A 22,290-nucleotide genomic window follows, 5' to 3' on the forward strand; every position below is an offset into this window, starting at 1 on the left:
ATTATTCACGCTCACTACGCCAATACCTGCTTCCGTTCTACATTGTTTCACAGTGTACTCACCATTTTAGGGCCCCTCGGTAGACAGTCGAAAACCCCGCACCGATAGGGTGCGGGGTTTCTCGAACTATGAACGCCTAGAAAAACTTGCTCTAGGAAGCAAAGAGATTCTCAACCTTCTGGTGGGCATCGTTGCTGGCGTCCTTAACGTCACCAGCCAGCTGCGATGATTTCTTAGCGACCTGCTGACCTAGCTTATTGGCACGCCATGCAAGTGAGGGGTTGCCGTTGGTGTCTACTGAAGCAATAGCTACAGCACCTAGTAACGATGCATTACGGACGGTTGACTGGCGGCGGGCTGACTTCTGCTCTGTCGTCTGAGCCTCAGAAGCCTGGTGCTCAACGTAGGCATTGATCGCGCCAGTAACGAGCAGGACAGTCGATGAGAAACGCGGTAGCTTACCGAGGGCAAATAGAGCCCCAGCTGCAACCTGTGAACCTGCTAAAGCCTGGCCGACTAGCTTCTCCTGGCCTTCTAGCGCACGAAGCTGGGGTGCAGCCTTGCTCGCTAGGCCGATTGCCTTGGACAGGTGCTTAGTTGAATCTGGGTCACGCAAACGTTCCACTCCTGAAACAATAAAGCTTGAAGCCAACATAGGGCGGGCCAAACGGCGTACTAGTGACATGAGTTCCTCCTCATTAGAATGCTTTTCCCTCGCGCGGGAATCGGCAGTTTCTACCTATCACTAAGCTTACATAATAAATACTTCTTAACGGTGCGCTCTACAGAACATCTACTGAAAAACTGCACCTGGGAATAAAAGCTAACCGCTGTACCTTGAACCCTATAGGACGTTCGTGCCACAGCGTCATCACCGGTAGAGTTAGAAGTCAGCGAAAGAAGACAATTGGAGGGCAATGACCACCGCAACCTCACCCGTGGCAGGTAAACCTGAAGCTGCGGAAGGTGCCTCCGGTGCCGCACCGGAGACCGACGCTGAACGAAAGCTACGTTTTGAGCGCGAAGCATTGCAGTACGTAGACCAACTCTACGCTGCAGCCTTGCGCATGGCCCGTAACCCCGCGGACGCTGAAGACCTGGTGCAAGAGGCCTACATGAAAGCCTTTTCAGCCTTCCACCAGTACAAGCCCGGAACCAACTTAAAAGCCTGGCTTTACCGTATTCTGACGAATACTTACATCAATGTCTACCGCAAGCGGCAACGTGAACCGCAGCAAGCTAATACTGACACTGTAGAAGATTGGCAGTTGGCTCAAGCGGGCGCACACGATTCCAAGGGGCTAGAATCAGCCGAGACAGAGGCCCTGTCGCACCTACCTGACTCCAATATTAAAGAGGCTCTGCAAGCCATTCCAGAGGATTTCCGCATGGCGGTCTACTACTCAGATGTTGAAGGGTTCTCCTATAAGGAAATCTCAGAAATCATGGACACCCCTATCGGAACGGTAATGTCCAGGCTTCACCGGGGGCGTAAGCTCCTGCGAGATTTGTTGTCCGACTATGCTACTGACCGCGGTATCACCGGTATTTAAAAAAGACTAAAGGAAAGGAGATTCGCATGAATGAAACCCTCCCCAGCACCGCAGAGAATCCCTGCGCTGAACGACTTGCCAGTATCTACGAATACCTTGATGACCCCATCAGCTGTCAAGATCTGGAAGAGTTACAAGCGCACTTGGCCGAATGTAGCCACTGCGCTAAAGAATATGATCTTGAGTGCATCATCCGGCAAGCGATACGCCGAACCTGCACAGAGACAGCTCCCACCAGCCTCACCTCGAAAATTCGAGCTCGCATAGATGAGCTTCACTCTGAAGGTCACCACGAACACCCTAGCGCTTAGCCGCATGAGGTAAATCTACCCATGAAAAAGGGCCCTCACCGAAGTGAGGGCCCTTTTTATTGCCTTATGAATTGGGGCGCTTACCGTGGTTCGCGCCGCCCTTACGGCGATCCTTACGCTTACGACCGCGCTTGCTCATATGAGCCTCCTTGATAAAGGTGGAACTGCAGTACCGGGGTAGCGCAGCTATTGGTCGGTAGCACCATTAAATGGCACTTCTGCCTATTCTCGCATATCTCGGCACGCTTTGCATTCTCACGAGCATGGTTGCGAACGTAAGCTGAGCGAAAGGAGCGCCTGATTCTAGTGTTTAAACAGGTTCTGAAATCTGCAACCAGTTGTACCAGCCGCGGTGTAGCACCAGCCATGCGATGAGGCCGTAGCCTGACTGGCCAGGGCGCCCGTCATTAGCGGCTAGATCGTTACGCCACTGCTCGTGATGCAAAAGCGGGTTGAACGTATCAACATAGACATGGTTACGGCGGGTCACCACATCCGCATAAGCGGCTGAGAGGTCAGCAATTTTGCGGTTACGCTCAGCATCGAGAGTGGGGGGCGGGCCCACAACAAGGACCTTGATGTTATTCTGCGACGCCATATCCACCATGTTGGCAAGATTGAGGCGTGATCGGGCACTGGTCATGCCCAAATCAATGTCATAGCTAGAAGGCGCAATGACCAGACGGTTTTCATGACCCTGCGCGAAACGACGAGATGCCTCTTCGAACCAGCGGCTATTGAGCATTTCACTACCTTCACCGGGCGCAGCCAGGTTGTAAGCAGCAATCGAAGCTGAGGTCTGAGGGGTGCGCGCCATGACTCGACCGAACCACCCGAGGGTGCGGGGATCCCCGACGCCTGCGAGCAGATCATCGCCAACGGCTACAAGACGAATTTTTCGCTGATCCACGTATATCTTTCTGGTCAGTTGGCGCCTAGTGGCACCGCTGTGAATATGTACAGTTCTAACCCAGTCTAAACCCTCCTGCAGCCTGAGTGCACACCGTGACATCACTCAATACTGCACAAGAGACAGAAAACGGGCGGCCACCTCGCAAAGGCTGGCCGCCCGTCCTCCTCTGTGCCTAGCATTTAGCGGTCGAAGACCTCTGAAATGAGGTTATCAAGCTCGCGCTGGTGGCGCTTACCGGTACCAGCAGCGGGGGACGCCGCGGCAGGACGCGAGATAAGACGAATCTTATAATCCACCAGAGGCATAAGGTTCAGCGCCATGAAAGGCCACTGACCCTGGTTGGCCGGCTCATCCTGAGCCCACACAAGCTCTGCGTTGGGGTAGTTTGCAATCTGCTCTTTGATCTCTGCTACCGGCAGCGGGTAGAGCTGCTCTACTCGTACCAGGGCGGTGCTCTGGTCCTTGCGCTTAGCTCGCTCTGCTTCAAGATCGTAGTAGAGGCGGCCCGAAACGAAGACCAGGTTGGTTACCTCGTTGGGCGACAGGTTAGCTTGATCCTCGATGACCGGCTTGAAGCTGCCCTGAGTGAAGTCCTCCACGGAGGAAGCCGCCGCTTTGAGACGCAGAAGCTGTTTAGGAGTAATCATAATGAGGGGCTTATGGGGGCGTGAGTGTGCCTGGCGCCGCAATAGGTGGAAGTAGGACGCCGGGGTGGAGGGCACAGCTACCGTCATGTTGTTCTCAGCGCACAGCTGCAGATAACGCTCCATACGGGCAGATGAATGGTCCGGGCCCTGGCCTTCAAAGCCGTGGGGAAGGAGCAACACGAGGGATGAGCGCTGAGCCCATTTCTGCTCTGCCGATGAGATGAACTCATCAACGATGGTCTGCGCACCATTTGCGAAGTCACCGAACTGAGCTTCCCAGAGCACTAATGAGTCGGGGCGTTCAACGGAGTAGCCGTACTCGAAGCCCACTACACCGTATTCCGAGAGGAAGGAGTTGTAGATGGTGTACTTACCCTGGGTGGGTGAGAGGTTCTGCAACGGGTTCCACTCTTCATCGGTCACGCTATCGTGCAGGACAGAGTGACGTTGCACGAAGGTGCCGCGCTGAACGTCCTGACCGGTCAAACGAACATTCTTACCCTCAAGAAGCAGGGAAGCGAAGGCAGCAAGCTCGCCGAAGCCCCAGTTGATGCCACCTTCAGTCGACATCGCTATACGCTGTTCAAGGAGCTTCTTAAGCTTCTTGTGCACGGTAAAGCCTTCAGGCACATTGCCGAAAGCCTGACCGATCTGTGCGAGAACTTCAGGTGAAATTGCCGTCGAACCTGCCACCTGAACAGAGTCTTCATTCTGCTGGGCAGCAGGACGCTCAATGTTCGAAACAGCAGCGGCGTCAGCGGTCACCAGCGGAGCAGATGAGGACTGAGCCTCGTGGGTCTCGGTAAAGATCTGCTCCAAGCGTCCCTGGTAGTCACGCAGTACGCGCTCAGCTTCTTCCTTGGTAATGTCACCACGGCCAACCAGGGCCTCGGTGTAAATCTTGCGGGTAGAAGGAATCTGCTCAATCTGCTGGTACATCTTGGGCTGGGTCATCGAGGGATCATCAGCCTCGTTGTGACCGCGGCGGCGGTAGCACACCAGGTCAATGACGACATCTTTATTGAAGGCCTGGCGGTACTCAAAAGCGATGGCGCCTGCGCGGACGACGGCCTCGGGGTCATCTGCATTGACATGCAGAACAGGAGCCTGAATCATACGAGCGATATCGGTGGAATAGGTGGCGGTGCGTCCTTCACGGGGAGTGGTAGTGAAGCCAACCTGGTTGTTAACCACAATGTGAACGGTGCCGCCAGTGGTGAAGCCGTCCAGCTTTGACATCTGCAGGGTTTCCATAACAATACCCTGGCCAGCAAAAGCTGCATCGCCGTGAACCAGGATAGGAAGAACGGGGTAGCCGCCCACACCCTGCTCAGCCAGAGCATCCTGCTTTGCGCGGACGATGCCTTCAAGCACAGTGTTGACCGCTTCGAGGTGGGAGGGGTTAGCTGCCAGGTAGACCTGTGTCTGGTTACCGTTGTGGGAGGTGAAGAGACCTTCAGTGCCCAGATGGTACTTCACATCGCCAGAGCCGCCGGTGAGGCGGGGGTCCATCTGACCCTCGAACTCACGGAAAATCTGGGCATAGGACTTACCGGCAATGTTGGTCAACACGTTGAGACGACCGCGGTGAGCCATGCCAATACCAACACCGTTAAGGCCGGCGTCCGCTGCTTCAGAAATCACTGAATCCAGAAGAGGGATCAGGGATTCACCGCCCTCTAGTGAGAAGCGCTTCTGGCCAAGGTATTTGGTCTGCAAGAAAGTTTCGAAGGCCTCAGCAGCATTGAGGGTGCCAAGAACGCGGAACTGCTCATCACGGCTGGGCTTGGTGTAGCCGTGCTCTAGGCGCTCCTGGAACCAGGCGCGCTCCGCTGGGGTTTCGATGTACATGTACTCCACACCCAGGGTTCCGGTGTAGGCCTCACGCAGCAGCTCCAAGATGGTGCGCAGAGCCAGAGTTTCCTTCTCACCGAAGCCACCGGTAGGCCAGTGGCGATCCAGATCCCAAAGAGTAAGGCCGTAGTTTTCTAGGCGCAGGTCGGGGTGGGAGAGCATCTCGTAGCCGATGGGATTGGTCTGGGCGACCAGGTGACCGCGCACGCGGTAAGCGTGAATCAGCTGCTGGATGCGGGCAACCTTGGAGACCTCTGACTCAGGGTTTACCTGGTTATCACGGGCCCAGCGGACCGGTTCAAAGGGGATGCGAAGATCCTGGAAAATCTGGTCGTAAAAGCCATCTCCACCCAAGAGGTAGTGCTCAACGGTCTTAAGGAATTCACCCGAGCCAGCACCCTGGATGACGCGGTGGTCATAGGTGGAGGTGAGAGTCAGGATCTTGGAGACGCCATTGCGGGCAATGACCTTCTCTGAGGTGCCGCGGTATTCAGCGGGGTAGTCCAATGCACCTGCGCCGATAATCGCGGCTTGACCCTTTGAAAGGCGGGGGACCGAGTGGACGGTACCGATACCGCCGGGATTAGTCAGTGAAACAGTGGTGCCCTTGAAGTCTTCGACGCTCAGCTCCCCATTGCGTCCACGCTTAACGATGTCGTTGTATTCATTCCAGAACTCTGAGAAGGAAAGTTTCTCAGCTCCCTTGATGTTGGGAACGACCAGGTTGCGGGAACCGTCAGGGCGAGGAAGGTCAATGGCCAGGCCAAAGTTGACGTGAGCATGCTGGATAGCTGCAGGCTTGCCCTTGGCGTCCTCGCCGTAACTGACATTCATGGAGGGGAAGTTCGCCAGGGCGCGAATGATGGCGTATCCGATGATGTGGGTAAAGGAAACCTTGCCACCACGAGTTCTAGTGAGGTAGCTGTTAATCTCAGTGCGGTTATCGATGAGAAGCTTGGCGGGAATCGCGCGCACCGTGGTGGCGGTAGGGACGCTCAGGGACTCATCCATATTGGTGGCTACAGCCTTAGCTGGCCCGCGGAGGGTTACGACCTTATCCTCTTCCGGTGCTTCGGGCGCCTTCGCAGGTCTCTGAGAAGTTTCCTTGGAGGGGGCAGTAGCGGACTTTGCCACCGGCTGCTGAGTGGCAGGCTTAGATTCCTGAGCCGCAGGAAGAACCGCTGAACCAGACTTTTCAGCCTTGGCTACGGTCTCTGGGCCGGGGGAAACAGTGTCGGGCATCTCCTCTATAGAGGCTGACTTCTGATCGGTTTCAGAGCTAGCGCCGGTGCCAGCCCACTGATCAAAGAGAGGCCACCATTTTTCATCGACCGAGTTTCGGTCTGTCTCGAACTTCTCAAAAAGCTCTTCGACAAGCCATTCGTTACCCGCGAACTCTTCGGGTACTGTGCGCTCTGACTGGTTTGGCACTGGACTTACGCCTCTTCCATCTCTTGTGATTACAGTTAACGCACCGACTGGCGCGCCTGCGAGTTCATCGCACACTCCATTGGGTGCGTGATGTAATGCATATCTTTGTACAGTTTAGAAGTGATAAGGCCATACGTCCAACACGGCGAACGGTATGTGACACGTAGCGTTCAATATTTTCAGGTGAAAGCTTTATTAACGTGGGATCAAAATGACCAACAAGGTCACCTTTAAGGCGCATTTTGGTGGAAACTCAACGGGTGCAGAGTCGCTCATCTAACATCTTTCGCAATCAGAGAACTCGGCTCTTGACCGTGCAAGCCTCCACAAATTTAGATAGAATAAAACACCATGGACGATCCTTATAGTTGCTGCTCTGATATGCGGCCTTACGAGGTTAGAGCCTTCACGCTCACCTCCCAGACCCTGACCGCTTCGAAGTCTACATCCGCTCTCAGGATGGCGGAAACTCAAGGGGTGGCAATCTAGTGGAATGGCTTCTTCTCATCTTCGGTCTTCTGCTCATCCTGGGCACCGGTTTTTTTGTAGCGGTCGAATTCGCTCTGGTAGCACTGGACCAAACCAAGGTTCGACAAGAAATTGAACGCGGCGATAAAGCTGGAGCTAAAGTTCTAGCCTGCCTCAAGTCCCTGTCGACTCAGCTCTCCAGTTGTCAGCTCGGTATCACCATCACCACCCTGCTGACCGGTTATACCCTGGACAGTGCACTGCAGTCTCTAACAACCGACACTATCTCCTCGTGGGGTTTCTCCGAGAGTGCGGCCCGGCTAATCTCACTGGTGGGCGCGATGATTTTTGCAACCCTGCTTTCCATGATTATTGGTGAGCTAATCCCCAAAAACCTAGCTATCGCTGAAGCCTATCGTGTAGCGAGGGTTCTAGCACCCGCTCAGTTGCTCTTTACCAAGATCATGGGTCCTATCGTCCGTTCAGCTAACGGCTCGGCTAACTGGATTCTTCACCGCTTTGGCATGGAGGCCAAAGAGGAACTGTCTGCCGCCCGCTCACCTGAGGAACTATCATCCATGGTGCGTCGCTCAGCAGACCTCGGAACTCTGGACTCAGATACCGCCCGATTCGTGGATAAAACCCTTTCCTTCTCTGAGCTAACCGCAGCAGACGTGATGACTCCTCGCCGCAAGGTCATCATGCTTGAAGATATTGCCCCGGTGAGCGATGTGATTGACCTAGCGCGCACCACTGGGCATTCCCGCTTTCCTCTCTACCGTGAAGACCAGGACAACATCGTGGGTGTTGTTCACGTTAAAAAAGCGGTCGGCGTGCCCGTAGAGCGCCGTGACTCTCTAGAAGCTGGCGCTCTCATGGAAGATGTTCTACAGGTGCCTGAAACAGTCCACCTCGACTCCCTGATTGTTCAATTGCGCGAAGGTGCTCTGCAGCTGGCTGTAGTGCTCGATGAGTATGGCGGAACCGCCGGTATCACTACCCTCGAAGATCTAGTGGAAGAAATCGTCGGCGAGGTGTCCGATGAACACGACACCAACTCGTTAGACAGCCGACCTCTTAGAGTAGGAAACGGCGACTACATCTTCTCTGGACTATTGAGACCGGATGAAATCAACGAGTACATCAACGTTCTAGATATTGAAGACGATCCCGCGTACGAAACCATGGGCGGCTTCATGATGGACCGACTGGGCAGGATTCCCGAGACCGGGGATGTACTGCCCCTCCCCGGTGGAACACTTAAAATTGAAAAGATGGAACAGCGCCGCATCGACCGCATCCGCTACACTCCTCACCCGGCTGAAAACCTCGCCGATACTGACCGAAAGAAGGCGCAGGCATGAACGACTGGGTAGCAATAGCCTTACTCTTTGTACTGCTAGCAGGTAATGCCTATTTCGTGGGTGCGGAGTTTGCCATCATGGCGACCAGGCGTTCGCAAATAGAACCACTCGCGGCTACGGGAAACAAGCGTGCAGTCAAAGTGCTCTACGCACTTGAAAATGTGTCCCTCATGCTGGCAACCTGCCAGTTGGGTATCACCGTATGCTCTTTGCTCATTCTGAATGTTTCAGAACCTGCCATCCATCACCTGGTAGCTGGCCCCCTTGAGAATATGGGCATTCCCTATGAACTAGCCAGTGGTTTGGCCTTTGCCTTCGCACTCATTTTGGTGACCTACCTCCACGTTATTTTCGGTGAGATGGTGCCCAAAAACATGGCCGTCTCAATGGCCGCTCAAGGCAGTGCTCTAGTGATTGCACCTTCCTTGGTAACTCTTTCTCAGCTACTCAAACCTCTCGTTGGTTTGCTGAACTGGATTGCTGATCACGCCCTGAGGCTAATGAAAGTAGAGCCTAAAGCTGAAGTGTCATCAACTTTCACCCTGGATGAGCTGCAAAGCATCGTGGCTCAGTCCACCGCTGAAGGCACCGTTGATGATGGTTCGGGTGTACTTTCTGGGGCGCTAGAGTTCAGTACAAAATCCGTAAAAGAAATTATGGTGGGACGCGATCGCCTGGTCACTATGAACTTCCCCTGCACTCCACTGGACCTTGAAAAGGCTGTGGCGCAGACCGGCTACTCCCGATTCGTCATGCAAGATCCTGCAGACGGCACCTACATGGGCTACCTGCATATTAAGGATGCACTTGCCTACGACGGGGAGAGGGTAAGCCAGCCTATTGCCTGGAGCAAACTACGCCCTATGCCCATTGTGAGGCCTGAAACTGAGATTGACGATGCACTGGCTACCATGCAACGCAACCGCGCCCACGTATCGCACGTGGTCGATGCTCAAGGCAAGAGCGTGGGTGTGATCTTCCTTGAAGATGTGATCGAGGAGCTGGTGGGTGAAATTAAGGACACCACACAAGACCACGTGCGTCGCAGGGAAGAGGCGGCATCACGCCGCGCTGGTGACTAAATAATGGCTCTGCCGTAGAAAAGGTGGTGGCACCGCGATGGGCGGTGGTGCCACCTTTTCTGTGGCCCAAAGCATCTGACATTCGTTTGCGAATGATTCGCATTTACTCTAGGGTGAATTAAAACAACCTAACGTAGAAGACGAGGAAACGATGAAAAAGGCTCTACGCGCAATCTCCCTCCTATCAGCAGCAACTTTGATGCTTTCAGCATGCGGAGCCAGCGACAGCATTACTGCCGATGACGGCACCCTTAAAGTTGTCACCACCACCGACGTTTATGCTGACCTCGTCACCCAGATTGCCGGTAATCATGTAGAAGTAACGCCCATCATTGCCTCAACCGCAGTAGACCCCCACTCCTACGAAGCAACCAGCTCCGACCGTCTTACCGTGAAAGATGCTGACCTAGTGGTCCTCAACGGCGGCGGGTATGACACTTTCCTTGAAGAGATGGCGGGCTCCGATAACAAAGAACAGATCATCATAAATGCAGTGGAAGTGTCCGAGCTGTTTGATGAAGAAGAGCTGGCACACATCAACGAGGAGCATGCACATCACGAAGGTGAAGAAGCCGAACATGAGCACGCGCACACCTACAATGAACATGTTTGGTATGACCTGGACTCCATGATAAAGGTGACCAACCAGGTAGCAGAAGACCTCGCAACCCTTGATACTGAGAATGCCCAGAGTTACCGCGACGGGGCGTCTGCGCTAGTCACTGAACTCGAAGGGTTACTGGAGCGAACCCAGGCGCTAGCCACTCAAGAACGTAACTACCTGGCTACAGAGCCCGTGCCAGGTTACCTCCTTGAGGACGCCGGCTACACCGATGTCACCCCCAATGATTTGGTAGCGGCCGTTGAAACCGACAGCGACATCGCCCCGCTCACTATGCAGGAAGCAAAAGATGTGCTGACCGGTCAGCAGACTGACCTACTAGCTTTCAACGAACAGACCCAGACAGCTCAGACCAAAGAAATCTGGGACTTTGCAACCAGCGTGAACGTACCCACTGCCTCCTTCTCGGAAACTTTGCCCGAGGGCCAAAACTATGTGCAGTGGATGACAGGCAACATCGAAAATATTGAAAAGGCAGTAGCATAAAACCTATGTCTTCTACTCCATCTAAGCTCGCCCCTGCCGTAAAAGTACGCGGGGGCGGGCTTTCGTTTGGCCACCGAGCCCTCTGGCAAAATCTTGATCTTGAGATCCAACAGGGCGAGTACTTTGCAGTGCTCGGGCCCAATGGGTCGGGTAAGTCCACGTTCATCAAAACGGTCTTGGGGCTGACTACCCTCAGCTCGGGGAGCATGATGGTGCTCGGTAGACCTGCCCACCTTGGAAACTCTGGGATTGGCTACGTGCCTCAGCAACGAGCAATCGGTTCTGAGACACCGCTCCGGTCTAGAGATTTTGTGGGGCTCGGGGTGGACGGCCACCGTTGGGGCTTCCGCCTGAATCGAAAGAATTACCGGGCGAAAGTGGATGAACTGCTGGAAGCTGTGGGAGCCACTGAGTACGCTAACGTACCCATCGGTCTTCTTTCTGGAGGTGAGCAACAACGTCTGCGGATAGCCCAGTCTCTTGCTAACGACCCCCAGATTCTGCTGGCTGATGAAGCTCTGCTATCGCTGGACCTCAACCATCAGTACGCTGTATCTGAGCTGATCCACCGCTACAACCGTGAACACAACGCCACGGTCATCTTTGTGACCCACGAAATCAACCCGATTATTGAACACGTTGACCGGGTGCTTTACTTGGCCGGCGGACGTTTCACCGTAGGGACCGTAGAAGAGGTCATGCGCTCTGAGGTGCTCACCGATCTTTACCAAACACCTGTTTCTGTCCTTCACACCAACGGACACTATGTTGTGGTAGGCGGGGAACACTCTGAAAAAGACCATCACTGCAGTATTCAGGGCCAAGACCTGATTCATGGGCCCCACATCAATGAAATACACCGCCCCGTCACCTCCGATCGGAGTGCATAGCTGTGCAACTCAACATTACTTTTACAGATTTCCTCTCGGAAGTCTTTGTCTTCGATCGCTACGGTGAGCTGGTGGTACTGCTGCACCAGTCAATTTTTGCCGGTGCTGTGCTGGGCGTTATCGGTGGCTTTGTGGGTATCTTTGTCATGATGCGCCGGCACGCCTTTGCCGTTCACGCCATCGCAGAGATGTCCTTTGCTGGCGCTGCACTATTTCTCCTGTTGGGCTATAACGTGGTCACCGGTTCGCTGGTGGGATCCATTGCCTCAGCTCTACTGATAGCACTCATGGGCTCAAAAGCCCACGAAAATGATTCTGTGATTGGAGCTCTCATGCCTTTTGGGTTGGGGCTGGGTATCCTTTTCCTCTCTCTTTACTCAGGCCGAGCTGCCAACAAATTCTCGCTGCTAACCGGTCAAATTGTTTCGGTAGACTCCGCACAGCTCACCACCATGATCATAGGTGCAATCGTCATTGTTGGAGTCCTGGCCCTCATGTGGCGTCCCCTCATGTTCGCTTCGCTTGATCCGGTAGTAGCTCGGGCAAAAGGCGTGCCGCTTCGCACGCTTTCTCTTGCCTTCATGATTGTTCTGGGTATTGCCACCGCTCTTTCAGTTCAGGTAGTGGGCTCCCTGCTGGTTCTTGCCCTACTGATTACTCCCGCTGCAGCTGCCCTGCAGGTAACAGCGTCCCCCCTCAAAGCCCTGATTCTTTCCGTGATTTTCGCTGAGATTGCAATGGTGGGTGGCATCATGCTGGCACTGGCTGGGTCCCTTCCCATTAGCCCCTACGTCACCAGCATTTCCTTCTTTACCTTCGTGGTCTGCAGAGTAATCCGCGCTGTACGTCAGCGCCACAGCGCCTCAGGACGTGCACAGACCAAGGAAATTCAGCACGCCCCCGCCGCATAAGGGGATGAAAAAGCCCGCTCATTTTAGAGCGGGCTTTTTATATCTAACCAGCTGAACAGTTGCCACACACGCCGGTAATTTCGATAGTGTGGTTGACCTCGGTGTAGCCGTGTTCGCCAGCGATTTTTAGGGTCCAGTCCTCAAGCTGGGGGACCTCAAACTCAACCGCCGCACCGCACACCCGGCAGAGTAAATGGTGATGATGGTGCTCAGACTCGCAACGGCGGTAGATAGCCTCACCCTCCTCTGTCTTGAGGGACTCCACTTCGCCAGCAGAGAGCATAGACTGAAGAATTCTGTAGGTCGTCGCAAGAGAAACTGAGTCGCCCCTGGAGACCATAAGCTGGTGCAAATCCTGAGCTGAAATAAAATCTTCGAGAGTATCGAGGGTAGCGGCTACCGCGCGTCGTTGCTTTGTGTTACGCACCTCGGTAGTTTTCTGCGCGGTGGTCGCCATTGGCCCTCTTTCGGTAGAAGTCATCTTGCTTTACAGTCCATAATAACCTTGCAGAGCCATCCAAGTTGCTCAGTTCACCGGCAGGGGAGGGAGGCCCCGTTCACCCCAGGACAAAATAACACCGGCAGGCACCCACAGCTGTTGTGTGACCGTCGAAACTACTAGGGTAGAGATATGAAACTTACCAAATATACCCACTCCTGCGTCCGTCTCGAAGATCACGATACCGTACTGGTGCTTGACCCCGGTGGCTTCTCAGAGGTGGAAGAGGCTTTGGAAGGCGCACAGCACATTCTCATCACTCACGTTCACCCCGACCACTTTGATGAAGAGAAGGTCCTCGCCTTTCTCACAAAGAACACCGAGGTAACCCTGCACGCGCCAGCTGCTGTTGTTGATACCGTCAAAAAAGCCCTGCCCGATGCCGCGGCAACTGCCGTCACCGCTGACGGTCAGCTAGAGCTGTCAGGCTTCACCATCAAGACCTTTGGCGGCCAGCACGCGGTGATCCACCCTCTGCTACCTGTGATTGACAACGTTGGTTATCTCATCGATGATAACCTCTTTCACCCGGGTGACTCCTTCGTGGTTCCTCACGGCATCGAGGTCAAAACTCTGCTGGTCCCTATCCACGCGCCCTGGAATAAGATTTCTGAGGTAATCGACTTCATCATTGCTGTGCGGGCTCAGAAAGCATTCCAGATTCACGATTCCCTGCTGGCAGAGAATGGCAAAAATATGATTGTTGGTCACGCCACCAACTTTGGTAAAAAATACGGCACCGAATTTGAGTACCTGCCCGCGGGTACCTCAGTCAGTATTTAGAAAGAGTAGCCATGAGCACCGTTTTCACCATGATTATGAAGGGCGAAATCCCTGGCCGCGTAATTTGGCAGGACGAAAAGACAGTCGCCTTCTTCACCATCGAACCCTTTCAGTACGGTCACACCTTGGTGGTTCCTCGCGAGGAAATTGACCATTGGGTTGATATGCCCCAAGATCTTGCCAGCCACGTCTTTGGCGTAGTCCACAAGGTGTCTGAGGGCCTGCAAAAAGCCTTTGACCCCCAGCGGGTTGGCATGATTATCGCGGGCTTCGACGTGCCCCACACCCACATCCACGTCTGGCCCTCCCAGCACCAAAGTGAATTCACTTTTGAGCAGGCCAACCGCAACCCGGACGCCGCCGCTATGGACGAGGCCGCAGCCAAGCTCCGCGAAGCTCTACGCGAGCTAGGCTACGGGGAGTTCGTAGCTGACTAAGCAGTAATGTCTTAGAGGGGCATTGCGGACGAGCTCTCACCGACTAACCCTCTTGCGGGACAGTCACTACTGAAAAGATTCTTTTCCTCTAGAACCTGCCCCGCAATTCACGCCAGACACAGCCAGTCGGCTATGAGCTCGTCTGCAACGCCCCCTCTTTTTAGCTGTTCTTCATGGCGTTTAGGGCTTCGCGCAGCGCTTTGGAGATTCGCTTCTCCGAAACCGTGTAAGCGGTGCCTAAATCTTGGGCGAAGAAGCTGACGCGTAGCTCCTCAATCATCCAGCCGACCTGCTCCAGCTCAGGACTGGCGGATAGCCCAGCGGGCAGGGACTTGACCGCCTTGTCGTAGGCATCCTCAAGGTTCTGTACCGTGAGCATCAGCTGGTTGTCCCGGTTCACATTGGGCCCTAACTTTTCGAGGCGTTTGCGCATAGCGGTCAGGTATCGGGGCAGATGGTGTAGCTGGGCTGCACCCGTAGCTGCCACGAAACCGGGGTAAATCAGATGCTCAAGCTGGCCCTTCAGATCGCCCATAGCGTGGATGACTGCCAAGGAGGTGCTTTTCTTGATGAGCTTGCGCACGGCGGCTGCCTCGCTGAGGATATCTGCCACTAGTTTGGTAATGATGAAGACCGTATCAATCAGTTCAGCTCTTACCGTGTTGAAAAGCTCCGTGTACTCATCCTTGGTAAAGGGCGGGTTTGCCGGAATCAGCTGGTCAATGGCCGCAACCGTGCAGTCGCTAATCAGCTCATCGATGGAACCGTGGGGGTTCTGGGTAAAGATGAGCTTCTCACGATTATTGAGGTGATCACTCACATAACGTTCGGGCGACGGGGTACCCAGCTTGAGCAGACGAATCACACCACCGCGCTGGGCGCGCAAAGCCTCAGCCTCGGTGGGAAAAATGCGAACCGCAACGCTAGTACCTTCATCAACTAAGGCGGGGTAGCCCGCCACCGTCTGGGTAGCGATAACCCGCTCAATCTTGCGGGGGAGGTCTGCATCGGGCCAGCTAGTTAGCCCGGAGACTTCGCGGACTGCTTGAGTCTTTGACCCGGACGCACTGCCCCCGGTGCCCTTCAAGGTGAGTGCGGGTCTGACATCCGGTGTGCCCTGAGCAGAGACCTGACCCGGCGCACCTTTCTTCTTTCCACCCGCCATCGCTTGCATGGCTCCAAGAGTCTCAGGGGATGCCCCCAGTGACGCGGCCAGGGCTGAACGAATCTCAGTGTGCAGGTTTGCCTGCAAATCTTTGAGGTTCTTGCCCTCACCCAAAATTTTGTTTCTGTGGTTGCGTACCTGGAAGGTGAAACGAAGGTGATCGGGCACAGCGTCCCAGTTGAAGTCTTCCGGGTCAACCACGTGCCCGCGCAAACGGCGCAAAGCTAAAGCAAGCGCCTCAGTGAGGCTGTCGGTGAGCGGTGAAAATTCTTCGGTCAGCTTGTTAACCGCCTGACGGGCGACGTCCGGGGCCGGCACAAAGTTTTTACGAACCTGTTTGGGCAGAGACTTAATGAGGGCGGTGACCAGCTCCTCGCGCAGGCCCGGGATGAGCCATTCAAAGGGGGCAGGCTCCAGCTGGCCTAAGAAGAGCACCGGCACCTGAACTGCGATGCCATCGGTCTGCGCCTGCGAAGAGCGAACCCCACCTATAGAAACTGAGGGCGCAAACTCATACCGTAGGTCAAGGGAAAGCTCTCCGCCGCTGGTGGCTACCTGCCAGGTGCGCGGGAAGAGGGAATCATCGTAGTCGGCCGCCTCTTCATCAATGAGGTGCTCGGGGTTGAAATCGAGCAGGTGCTCGTTTTTGGTGCGCTCTTCCTTCCACCAACGGTCAAAGTGGCGCTCAGACACGACATCAGCGGGGATGCGGGCATCGTAGAAGTCAAAAAGGGTCTGGTCATCTACTCGAAGGTCGCGGCGGCGCAGGCGGGCCTCCAGCTCCTCAACCTCGGCCAGGGCCTTCTGATTGCGGGCGAAGAACCGGTGACGGGTAGACCAGTCACCCTCGACCAGAGCCGAACGAATGAACATCTCGCGGGCAGCTACCGGATCAATACGCCAGTATTGAACCCGGCGGTCAGCGATAATAGGCACTCCAAAAAGAGTGACCTTCTCATGAGCCAGAACCGCACCCTGCTTAGCAGACCAATGGGGGTCAGAATACTGACGTTTGACCAAGTGGGCAGCTAATTCTTCGACCCATTCAGGCTGGATTTCAGCGTTGACTCGCGCCCAGAGCCGGCTGGTTTCAACCAGTTCAGCTGAGACTAGCCACTCCGGGTTTTTCTTGAAGAGACCGGAACCGGGGAAAATTGCGAAACGGGTGCCACGGGCACCGCGGTATTCGTGCCGGTTAGTTTCATCCTGAATACCGATGTGGGAGAGCAGACCGGTCAGCAGAGACTTGTGCACTGCCTCCTCATGAGCCGCCGGGTCGATGTCACGACCACCACTAACGCTGATACCGGCTCCGCGCCCAATTTCGCGTAGCTGAGCAAAAAGATCCTGCCACTCCCTGATACGCAAGTAGTTGAGGAATTCTCGGTGACACATCTTGCGGAACTGGCTAGAAGAGAGCTCATTCTGCTTCTCATTGATATGTTGCCAGAGCAACAAGAAGCTAGAAAAGTCAGATTTCTCATCCAGGTAACGCTTGTGCAGAGCATCAGCTTCGCCGCGTTTATCTGACGGGCGCTCGCGGGGGTCCTGGATGGTCAGGGCAGCGGCCAGCACCATCATTTCTTTAGCTACCCCGCGCTTGGACGCCTCAACGATCATGCGGGCAAGCCTCGGATCAACGGGCAGAGCAGCCATGGCCCGCCCCGCTGCGGTCAGCGGTGACCCAGGGCCGCGGCGCCCCTGCCCCCTCCCTGCCTGTGCTCCAGCCTCACGAAGAGCACCTAGCTCACGCAGAAGGTTAACACCATCATTGATGGCGCGGCTGTCGGGAGGCTGTACGAAGGGGAATACCGAGATATCTGCCGGGGTCTTGACCACGCCGATGGCGGTCATCTGCAGGATGACAGCCGCCAGGTTGGTGCGCAGAATTTCCGGATCAGTGAACTCAGGGCGGGCTTCGAAATCCTCTTGGGAGTAAAGACGAATAGCGATACCGTCAGAGACTCGACCACAGCGGCCAGAACGCTGGTTGGCACTGGCCTGAGAAATACGTTCAATGGGCAAGCGCTGCACCTTGGTGCGGGCTGAATAGCGCGATACGCGGGCTGTTCCGGTATCAATCACGTACTTGATGCCGGGGACTGTCAGTGAGGTCTCGGCAACGTTGGTGGCAAGGACGATGCGGGGCCTGCCAGCGGGACGGAAAACCCTGTGCTGCTCAGCCATAGAAAGTCGGGCGTAGAGGGGAAGAACCTCGTAGTCTCGCAGGCGGCGGGTGGTGCGCACCATGTCATTGATAGCATCCTCAGCGTCGCGGATTTCGCGTTCGCCCGAGAAGAAAATCAGGATATCGCCGGGTGCCTCTTCAGAGAGCTCACGAATAGCATCCAGGACGCCGTCCAAAGGGTCGCGGTCTTCATCCTCTAAGCCGTCACCGGCATCCATATCGTCTTCGCCGCCATCTCCAGTGCGGGTGCCCTCTAGAGGGCGGTAGCGGATCTCAACGGGGTAGGTGCGCCCCGAAACCTCGATGATGGGCGGGGCGTCATCAGGCAGGGTTGCTTCAGCTATTTCTTTTTCTTCGGCGCTCAGTGATTCATCAACAATGCCTACGCCGGGCACGAAGCTGGGGGAGAAGTGGCGGGCAAAGCGCTCGGGGTCGATGGTTGCCGAGGTGATGATGATTTTGAGGTCCGGACGCTGGGGCATGATGCGTTTAAGGTAGCCCAGAATAAAGTCAATATTGAGGCTGCGCTCGTGAGCCTCATCGATGATGATTGCCGAGTATTTGCTGAGTAGCCGGTCATGCTGAATCTCAGCCAGCAAAATACCGTCGGTCATGAGTTTGATCGCTGAATTCTGGCCCACCTCAGAGGTGAAACGCACCTGATAGCCCACGGTTTCACCGACTTTCTGGCCCAGCTCTTCAGCAATTCGCTCAGCCACTGAACGGGCTGCAAGACGGCGGGGCTGGGTATGACCGATGAGGCCGTAGTCAGCTAGCCCCAGCTCTAGGAGCATCTTGGGCAGCTGGGTGGTTTTACCCGAACCAGTCTCACCTGCAACGATGGTGACCTGGTGGTCGCGGATAGCTGCCATAATGTCATCTCGGCGGGCTGAAACTGGCAGGGCTTCGGGGTAAGTAATGGTCTGGGGCACTAGACGCTGAACCGGAGCGGCCTTACCTAGAGGTTCTGGGCGACCTGGTGAATGGCGATTCTGCCGGCCCCGGCCCCTATCGTTGTTTCCTCTGGATTGTTTGCCCTCGTCCTTGCGGCGTGAGCGCTTGCGGGCATCCGGTTTGTCAGCTGTTTCAGAGCGAGCTGGTTCGGGCGCTCGGGTGGGGGCTGCGTGCATAGCAGCAGCCAGGGCACCCAGGTTAGAAGTTTTTGAGGAAGAATCAGATGAAGTAGACATACTGACCTCAAGTTTAGTGCAGGGCTAAGGTTGCGACTATTGACGGCTTTGCTGTTGAGAGCGAACGTACCCCCTGGACACCAGTAGTGAGCAAAGAGGCCTAGAATAAAACAAACACATTCTCCAGGGAATGAGGACTCTTTGGGCACCTGTCACTTCTTTCGTAAAGCGAGCGCTGTCTCTTCTCAAGAAGCACTCGAGCTCTGGTTAGAGGCTAGCGCCGTCATTCCTGATGTGCGTGCTACCAACCTGCTCACCCAACGAGGCATTGAGTCAGCTAGCACAAGCCGAGGGCTTATTGGCTGGCGAGCTGCCGGAGGACCGCTCGAAGGAGTTACACGCTAATGTCAGATTTCTGGGAGCGTTTCAAAGAAGCAAGAACGCACCACTATCAGCAGATGGGAAATGTGCCAGATGCCAACTCGCCGGCTAAGGGACGAGGGCCTGTAATAAACGCGGGTGTGTTTACCCCGCTGGTGATACTGCTGGGCATCATGTGGGTGACATACGCTATTTCTTTTGTTGTACCGGGTAGCTTGAGCTGGCTGGGAATTCGCTCCTGGAATTTGGCCGGCTTAGGCGGTATTTTTACCGCACCCTTCATTCACTCCGGATTGCGTCACCTGGTGGGTAATACCCTCTCGTTGGCTGTGCTCGGTGCCCTGATTTCTTTGGAGGGCGCTCGCCGTTTCCTCAGTGTTAGCCTGCTGGTGGCGATTGTTGCTGGGCTGGGAGCATGGGCGGTGAATGCACCGGGCGTGGTGACCGTGGGCGCCTCCGGGCTCGTCTTTGGCTACTTTGGCTACCTAGTTGCCGGTGCCTTTTTTACCGACTGGGGTAGCGGCAAGTTGCTGCGCGTCGTGCTGGCTGTGCTGGTAATCGCGGTCTACGGGGCAAGTATATTCTTTGGACTGGTGGGCGTGCGCGCCGGTATTTCTTGGCAGGCCCACCTCTTTGGGTTACTGGGTGGGGTGCTTGCCGCCTGGATGATTCGGGGCAAAGACAGGGTATGAAAAAGACGGGGTTGGTTCAACCAACCCCGCCTTAGAGTGGTTAGAGACCGGCTGCTACGGGCAGGACCAGCTCCATCATGTCGGTGAAGGAAGTCTCTCGCTGTTCAGCGGTGGTATCTGAGCCCTTAAAGAGATGGTCTGAGACCGTGAAAACTGACAGAGCTTCTACGCCGGCGGCTGCGGCCACCGCATAGATTCCCGCGGTTTCCATTTCAACCGCGAGAACGCCCATGTCTGCCCACTTCTTGTTATCGGAGAAGTCGGACTTATAGAAGACGTCGCTGGAGAGCACGTTGCCTACGTTCAGATTCACGCCTTGCTTCTCTGCTTCCTTTGCTACTGCCGAGAGCAGTGACCAGGAGGCGGTGGGAGCGAAAGTGCCGGGCAGCTTGTAGTGCGCCATGAAGTTGGAGTCTGTGGAGGCAGAGGCAGCTACAACGATATCGAAGGTGTCGACAGCGTCAGAAAGACCGCCGCAGGTGCCAATACGAATCAGACGCTTGACTCCAAAGGAGTGGATGAGTTCGTGGCTGTAGAGGGAGGCTGAGGGGATACCCATGCCGGTACCCATAACCGAGACGTTCTGGCCCTTGAACTCACCGGTGTAGCCGAACATATTGCGCACGGTGTTGAACTGGGTGACATTCTCAAGATAGGTCTCTGCGATGAACTTGGCACGCAGCGGGTCACCGGGGAGCAAGATAGTCTCAGCGATTTCAGCGCCGTTGGGGGCAATGTGAGGGGTGTTGAGGGGCACGGGTTTCTTCTCCAAAAGTTTCTGGCAGGGATGCCTTCTATTCTATAGTGAGCAGTCTCGGCGATCTGAGGTGCAGTTCAGAGAGGGCTTACTTGATTGCAGTCTTCTGACCGGCGCCCGACGGCTCCTATCTTGTGCTTGAACAGTCCGCGGACGTTAGTGGTGATCATCAGCGCACTCGTGCTGGCCTCAACCACCTGGCGCTCAACTGCGCCAGCAGGCAAGAGCTAGAAGACATCAGAGAGCAAGCACCCAAACATGGCTGGACTGAACTTTTTGCTGACCGTTACCCTCACGCAGGAGGGGAGAAACACACAGCCCTCTATTTAGAGAATGATGAGGGCTTTGAGGTTGAGCTAGTTCTGGTTGACGGTCCCAAATAACAGAAAACCCGCTCCTACTGCTGTAAGTGCGGGTTTAAGCTGTGCCCCCGAAAGGATTCGAACCTTCGACACCCAGCTCCGGAAACTGGTGCTCTATCCACTGAGCTACGGGGGCATATTTATTTATTCAACCATAGAACCCGTAGCGCAGGGGATGCGCTCCGCGCCGAGTCCTTGATTTGTATTTCCTCGCGCGCTCAGCAAATCAACGACTCGCTCGAGCTACGGGGGCATATTCATTTATTGAACCATGTCCGCTGTTATCACAGCGAACGGAACATAACTTTACCAGAAACATCACAAGCATTTTCACTGGCGCCCCGCTAGCGGTTACATTAGAGAGGACGCCGGGCAGAGCCACCCGGGTGCGGTCAGAAAGGGTAGCACATGGCAGCGCACTTTATCTCCGGTAACTACGGCGAGGAGGGAAACCCCTCGCAAACCTACGACTACTACCCCGGTACCACTCCCACTTCGCCTCTGCTGATTTACGTCCACGGGGGAGCCTGGCGCTTCGGTGACAAGTCCTCCTTTCACCGCTCCGATAACGATGTACACAAGATCCGCGAATACTTCCAGGCAGCCGGTTTCGCTACGGCCACCATCAACTACCGCCTTTCACATCAGGCTCTCTTTCCTGCCCAAATTCACGATGTCAAAGCAGCCATCCGCTATCTGAAGCAGCACGCTAAAGTCTTGAGCTTCGATCCCGCTAAGATAGCGCTGGCAGGAGGCTCAGCTGGCGGTCACCTGGTGCAGTTGGCTGCAGCAAGCGCGGCTTTCAAGGACCCCTATTTTGAAGGGCTGCCCGCAGTAAATATACCAGCTCATCCTTCGTCCTCAGTGAGCTGTACCGTTAGCATTTACGGCGTTTCCGATTTGCGTACCATTTTCGATGACCGTGTAGCTTGTGGCTTTGATCGGAATCATCCTGAGGACGACGGGGCGGAATGGCGGTTGCTGGGCAGCTCCTATCCAGCTCCTGTCGGGAGCGCGGCGGAGACTAACTGGTCAAAGGCTCACCCTATCGACCTGGCTCAGCAGGCAGAAAGAACTGGGAACAGAAGGCACGCACCGGTTTTCTACGTACACGGCACGGGCGATACCTGTGTGCCACCCAACCAGTCTGAAAAAGCCCACCGAGCCTTGGGGGATCGGGGAGTGGCTACCGAGCTGCTTCTGGTCCCCGGTGCTGAGCACGCTAACCCTGCTATCTATGCAGACCGTCAGGCTTGGGAAAGAATCGTTGATTGGGTTCTACATCAGTTTGAGTGAACTGTAGAACCTGACGCATCTAGGGCCGTATCGTGAACCGTACTTAGGGGGTTTCCTATAACCCTGTA

The 22,290-nt window shown here is 55.3% G+C and carries 19 protein-coding genes and 1 tRNA gene; 12 read left to right on the forward strand and 8 right to left on the reverse strand.

Annotated elements, in window-relative coordinates; genetic code table 11:
• Nucleotides 1-151 precede the first annotated feature (151 nt).
• A complete protein-coding gene (locus VVR27_RS04410; protein ID WP_368547231.1) occupies nt 152-685 on the reverse strand; it encodes a DoxX family protein in 534 nt (177 codons plus the stop codon).
• Between the two features lie 232 nt (nt 686-917).
• Here VVR27_RS04410 and VVR27_RS04415 point away from each other — a divergent pair, with 232 nt between their 5' ends.
• Together VVR27_RS04415 and rsrA are read left to right on the forward strand one after the other, a co-directional pair.
• Entirely contained in the window at nt 918-1,553 is a 636-nt protein-coding gene (locus tag VVR27_RS04415) for a sigma-70 family RNA polymerase sigma factor (RefSeq protein WP_346872316.1), read from the forward strand.
• A gap of 26 nt (nt 1,554-1,579) precedes the next feature.
• Nucleotides 1,580-1,864 carry a mycothiol system anti-sigma-R factor gene (rsrA, locus tag VVR27_RS04420; protein WP_346872317.1) on the forward strand — a complete coding sequence of 95 codons (285 nt, stop codon included), beginning with the start codon at nt 1,580-1,582 and terminating at the stop codon, nt 1,862-1,864.
• 64 nt (nt 1,865-1,928) lie between these two features.
• On the opposite strand, the gene VVR27_RS11580 is transcribed toward rsrA, so the two are convergent.
• From VVR27_RS11580 to VVR27_RS04430, 3 genes are all read right to left on the reverse strand, one after another.
• Complete coding sequence (locus VVR27_RS11580; protein WP_377129465.1) at nt 1,929-2,003, reverse strand: 50S ribosomal protein bL37; 75 nt, start codon at nt 2,001-2,003, stop codon at nt 1,929-1,931.
• Nucleotides 2,004-2,174: 171 nt separating this feature from the next.
• Nucleotides 2,175-2,774, reverse strand: coding sequence for a GDSL-type esterase/lipase family protein (locus tag VVR27_RS04425; protein WP_346872318.1), 600 nt, complete (start codon nt 2,772-2,774; stop codon nt 2,175-2,177).
• 182 nt (nt 2,775-2,956) lie between these two features.
• Complete coding sequence (locus VVR27_RS04430; protein WP_368547232.1) at nt 2,957-6,709, reverse strand: multifunctional oxoglutarate decarboxylase/oxoglutarate dehydrogenase thiamine pyrophosphate-binding subunit/dihydrolipoyllysine-residue succinyltransferase subunit; 3,753 nt, start codon at nt 6,707-6,709, stop codon at nt 2,957-2,959.
• 488 nt (nt 6,710-7,197) lie between these two features.
• Between VVR27_RS04430 and VVR27_RS04435 the strand changes: the two genes are divergently transcribed.
• The 5 genes from VVR27_RS04435 to VVR27_RS04455 all read left to right on the forward strand — a co-directional run bounded on the left by VVR27_RS04435 (nt 7,198) and on the right by VVR27_RS04455 (nt 12,532).
• Nucleotides 7,198-8,541 carry a hemolysin family protein gene (locus VVR27_RS04435; RefSeq protein WP_368547233.1) on the forward strand — a complete coding sequence of 448 codons (1,344 nt, stop codon included), beginning with the start codon at nt 7,198-7,200 and terminating at the stop codon, nt 8,539-8,541.
• A complete protein-coding gene (locus VVR27_RS04440; protein ID WP_368547234.1) occupies nt 8,538-9,623 on the forward strand; it encodes a hemolysin family protein in 1,086 nt (361 codons plus the stop codon). The genes VVR27_RS04435 and VVR27_RS04440 overlap by 4 nt, the downstream gene beginning before the upstream one ends.
• 151 nt (nt 9,624-9,774) lie before the next feature.
• The gene (locus VVR27_RS04445; protein WP_368547235.1) at nt 9,775-10,731 is read left to right on the forward strand and encodes a metal ABC transporter substrate-binding protein; all 957 of its coding nucleotides are present in this window, start codon (nt 9,775-9,777) and stop codon (nt 10,729-10,731) included.
• A gap of 5 nt (nt 10,732-10,736) precedes the next feature.
• The gene (locus VVR27_RS04450) at nt 10,737-11,621 is read left to right on the forward strand and encodes a metal ABC transporter ATP-binding protein (RefSeq protein WP_368547236.1); all 885 of its coding nucleotides are present in this window, start codon (nt 10,737-10,739) and stop codon (nt 11,619-11,621) included.
• 2 nt (nt 11,622-11,623) lie between these two features.
• Nucleotides 11,624-12,532, forward strand: coding sequence for a metal ABC transporter permease (locus tag VVR27_RS04455; protein WP_368547237.1), 909 nt, complete (start codon nt 11,624-11,626; stop codon nt 12,530-12,532).
• A gap of 43 nt (nt 12,533-12,575) precedes the next feature.
• Here the strand turns inward: VVR27_RS04455 and VVR27_RS04460 are convergent, their stop codons facing one another.
• Nucleotides 12,576-12,989, reverse strand: a complete 414-nt coding sequence (locus VVR27_RS04460; RefSeq protein WP_368547238.1) for a Fur family transcriptional regulator — start codon at nt 12,987-12,989, stop codon at nt 12,576-12,578.
• A gap of 174 nt (nt 12,990-13,163) precedes the next feature.
• Between VVR27_RS04460 and VVR27_RS04465 the strand changes: the two genes are divergently transcribed.
• Both VVR27_RS04465 and VVR27_RS04470 read left to right on the forward strand, forming a co-directional pair.
• Complete coding sequence (locus tag VVR27_RS04465) at nt 13,164-13,814, forward strand: MBL fold metallo-hydrolase (RefSeq protein WP_368547239.1); 651 nt, start codon at nt 13,164-13,166, stop codon at nt 13,812-13,814.
• 11 nt (nt 13,815-13,825) lie between these two features.
• Complete coding sequence (locus VVR27_RS04470; protein WP_368547240.1) at nt 13,826-14,251, forward strand: HIT family protein; 426 nt, start codon at nt 13,826-13,828, stop codon at nt 14,249-14,251.
• 160 nt (nt 14,252-14,411) lie between these two features.
• Here the strand turns inward: VVR27_RS04470 and hrpA are convergent, their stop codons facing one another.
• Nucleotides 14,412-18,794, reverse strand: a complete 4,383-nt coding sequence (gene hrpA, locus VVR27_RS04475; RefSeq protein ID WP_368547241.1) for an ATP-dependent RNA helicase HrpA — start codon at nt 18,792-18,794, stop codon at nt 14,412-14,414.
• 344 nt (nt 18,795-19,138) lie between these two features.
• Here hrpA and VVR27_RS04480 point away from each other — a divergent pair, with 344 nt between their 5' ends.
• Complete coding sequence (locus VVR27_RS04480) at nt 19,139-19,807, forward strand: rhomboid family intramembrane serine protease (RefSeq protein WP_368547242.1); 669 nt, start codon at nt 19,139-19,141, stop codon at nt 19,805-19,807.
• A 40-nt stretch (nt 19,808-19,847) separates the two neighbouring features.
• Here the strand turns inward: VVR27_RS04480 and deoD are convergent, their stop codons facing one another.
• The gene (deoD, locus tag VVR27_RS04485) at nt 19,848-20,564 is read right to left on the reverse strand and encodes a purine-nucleoside phosphorylase (RefSeq protein ID WP_368547243.1); all 717 of its coding nucleotides are present in this window, start codon (nt 20,562-20,564) and stop codon (nt 19,848-19,850) included.
• Nucleotides 20,565-20,698: 134 nt separating this feature from the next.
• Between deoD and VVR27_RS04490 the strand changes: the two genes are divergently transcribed.
• Nucleotides 20,699-20,947, forward strand: coding sequence for a hypothetical protein (locus VVR27_RS04490; RefSeq protein ID WP_368547244.1), 249 nt, complete (start codon nt 20,699-20,701; stop codon nt 20,945-20,947).
• Nucleotides 20,948-20,989: 42 nt separating this feature from the next.
• Here VVR27_RS04490 and VVR27_RS04495 read toward each other — a convergent pair.
• Nucleotides 20,990-21,062, reverse strand: a tRNA-Arg gene (locus VVR27_RS04495).
• 272 nt (nt 21,063-21,334) lie between these two features.
• Here VVR27_RS04495 and VVR27_RS04500 point away from each other — a divergent pair.
• The gene (locus VVR27_RS04500; protein ID WP_368547245.1) at nt 21,335-22,222 is read left to right on the forward strand and encodes an alpha/beta hydrolase fold domain-containing protein; all 888 of its coding nucleotides are present in this window, start codon (nt 21,335-21,337) and stop codon (nt 22,220-22,222) included.
• The last annotated feature ends 68 nt before the right edge of the window (nt 22,223-22,290 follow it).

This window comes from Rothia sp. LK2492, assembly GCF_040946345.1.
Taxonomy (GTDB): domain Bacteria; phylum Actinomycetota; class Actinomycetes; order Actinomycetales; family Micrococcaceae; genus Rothia; species Rothia endophytica.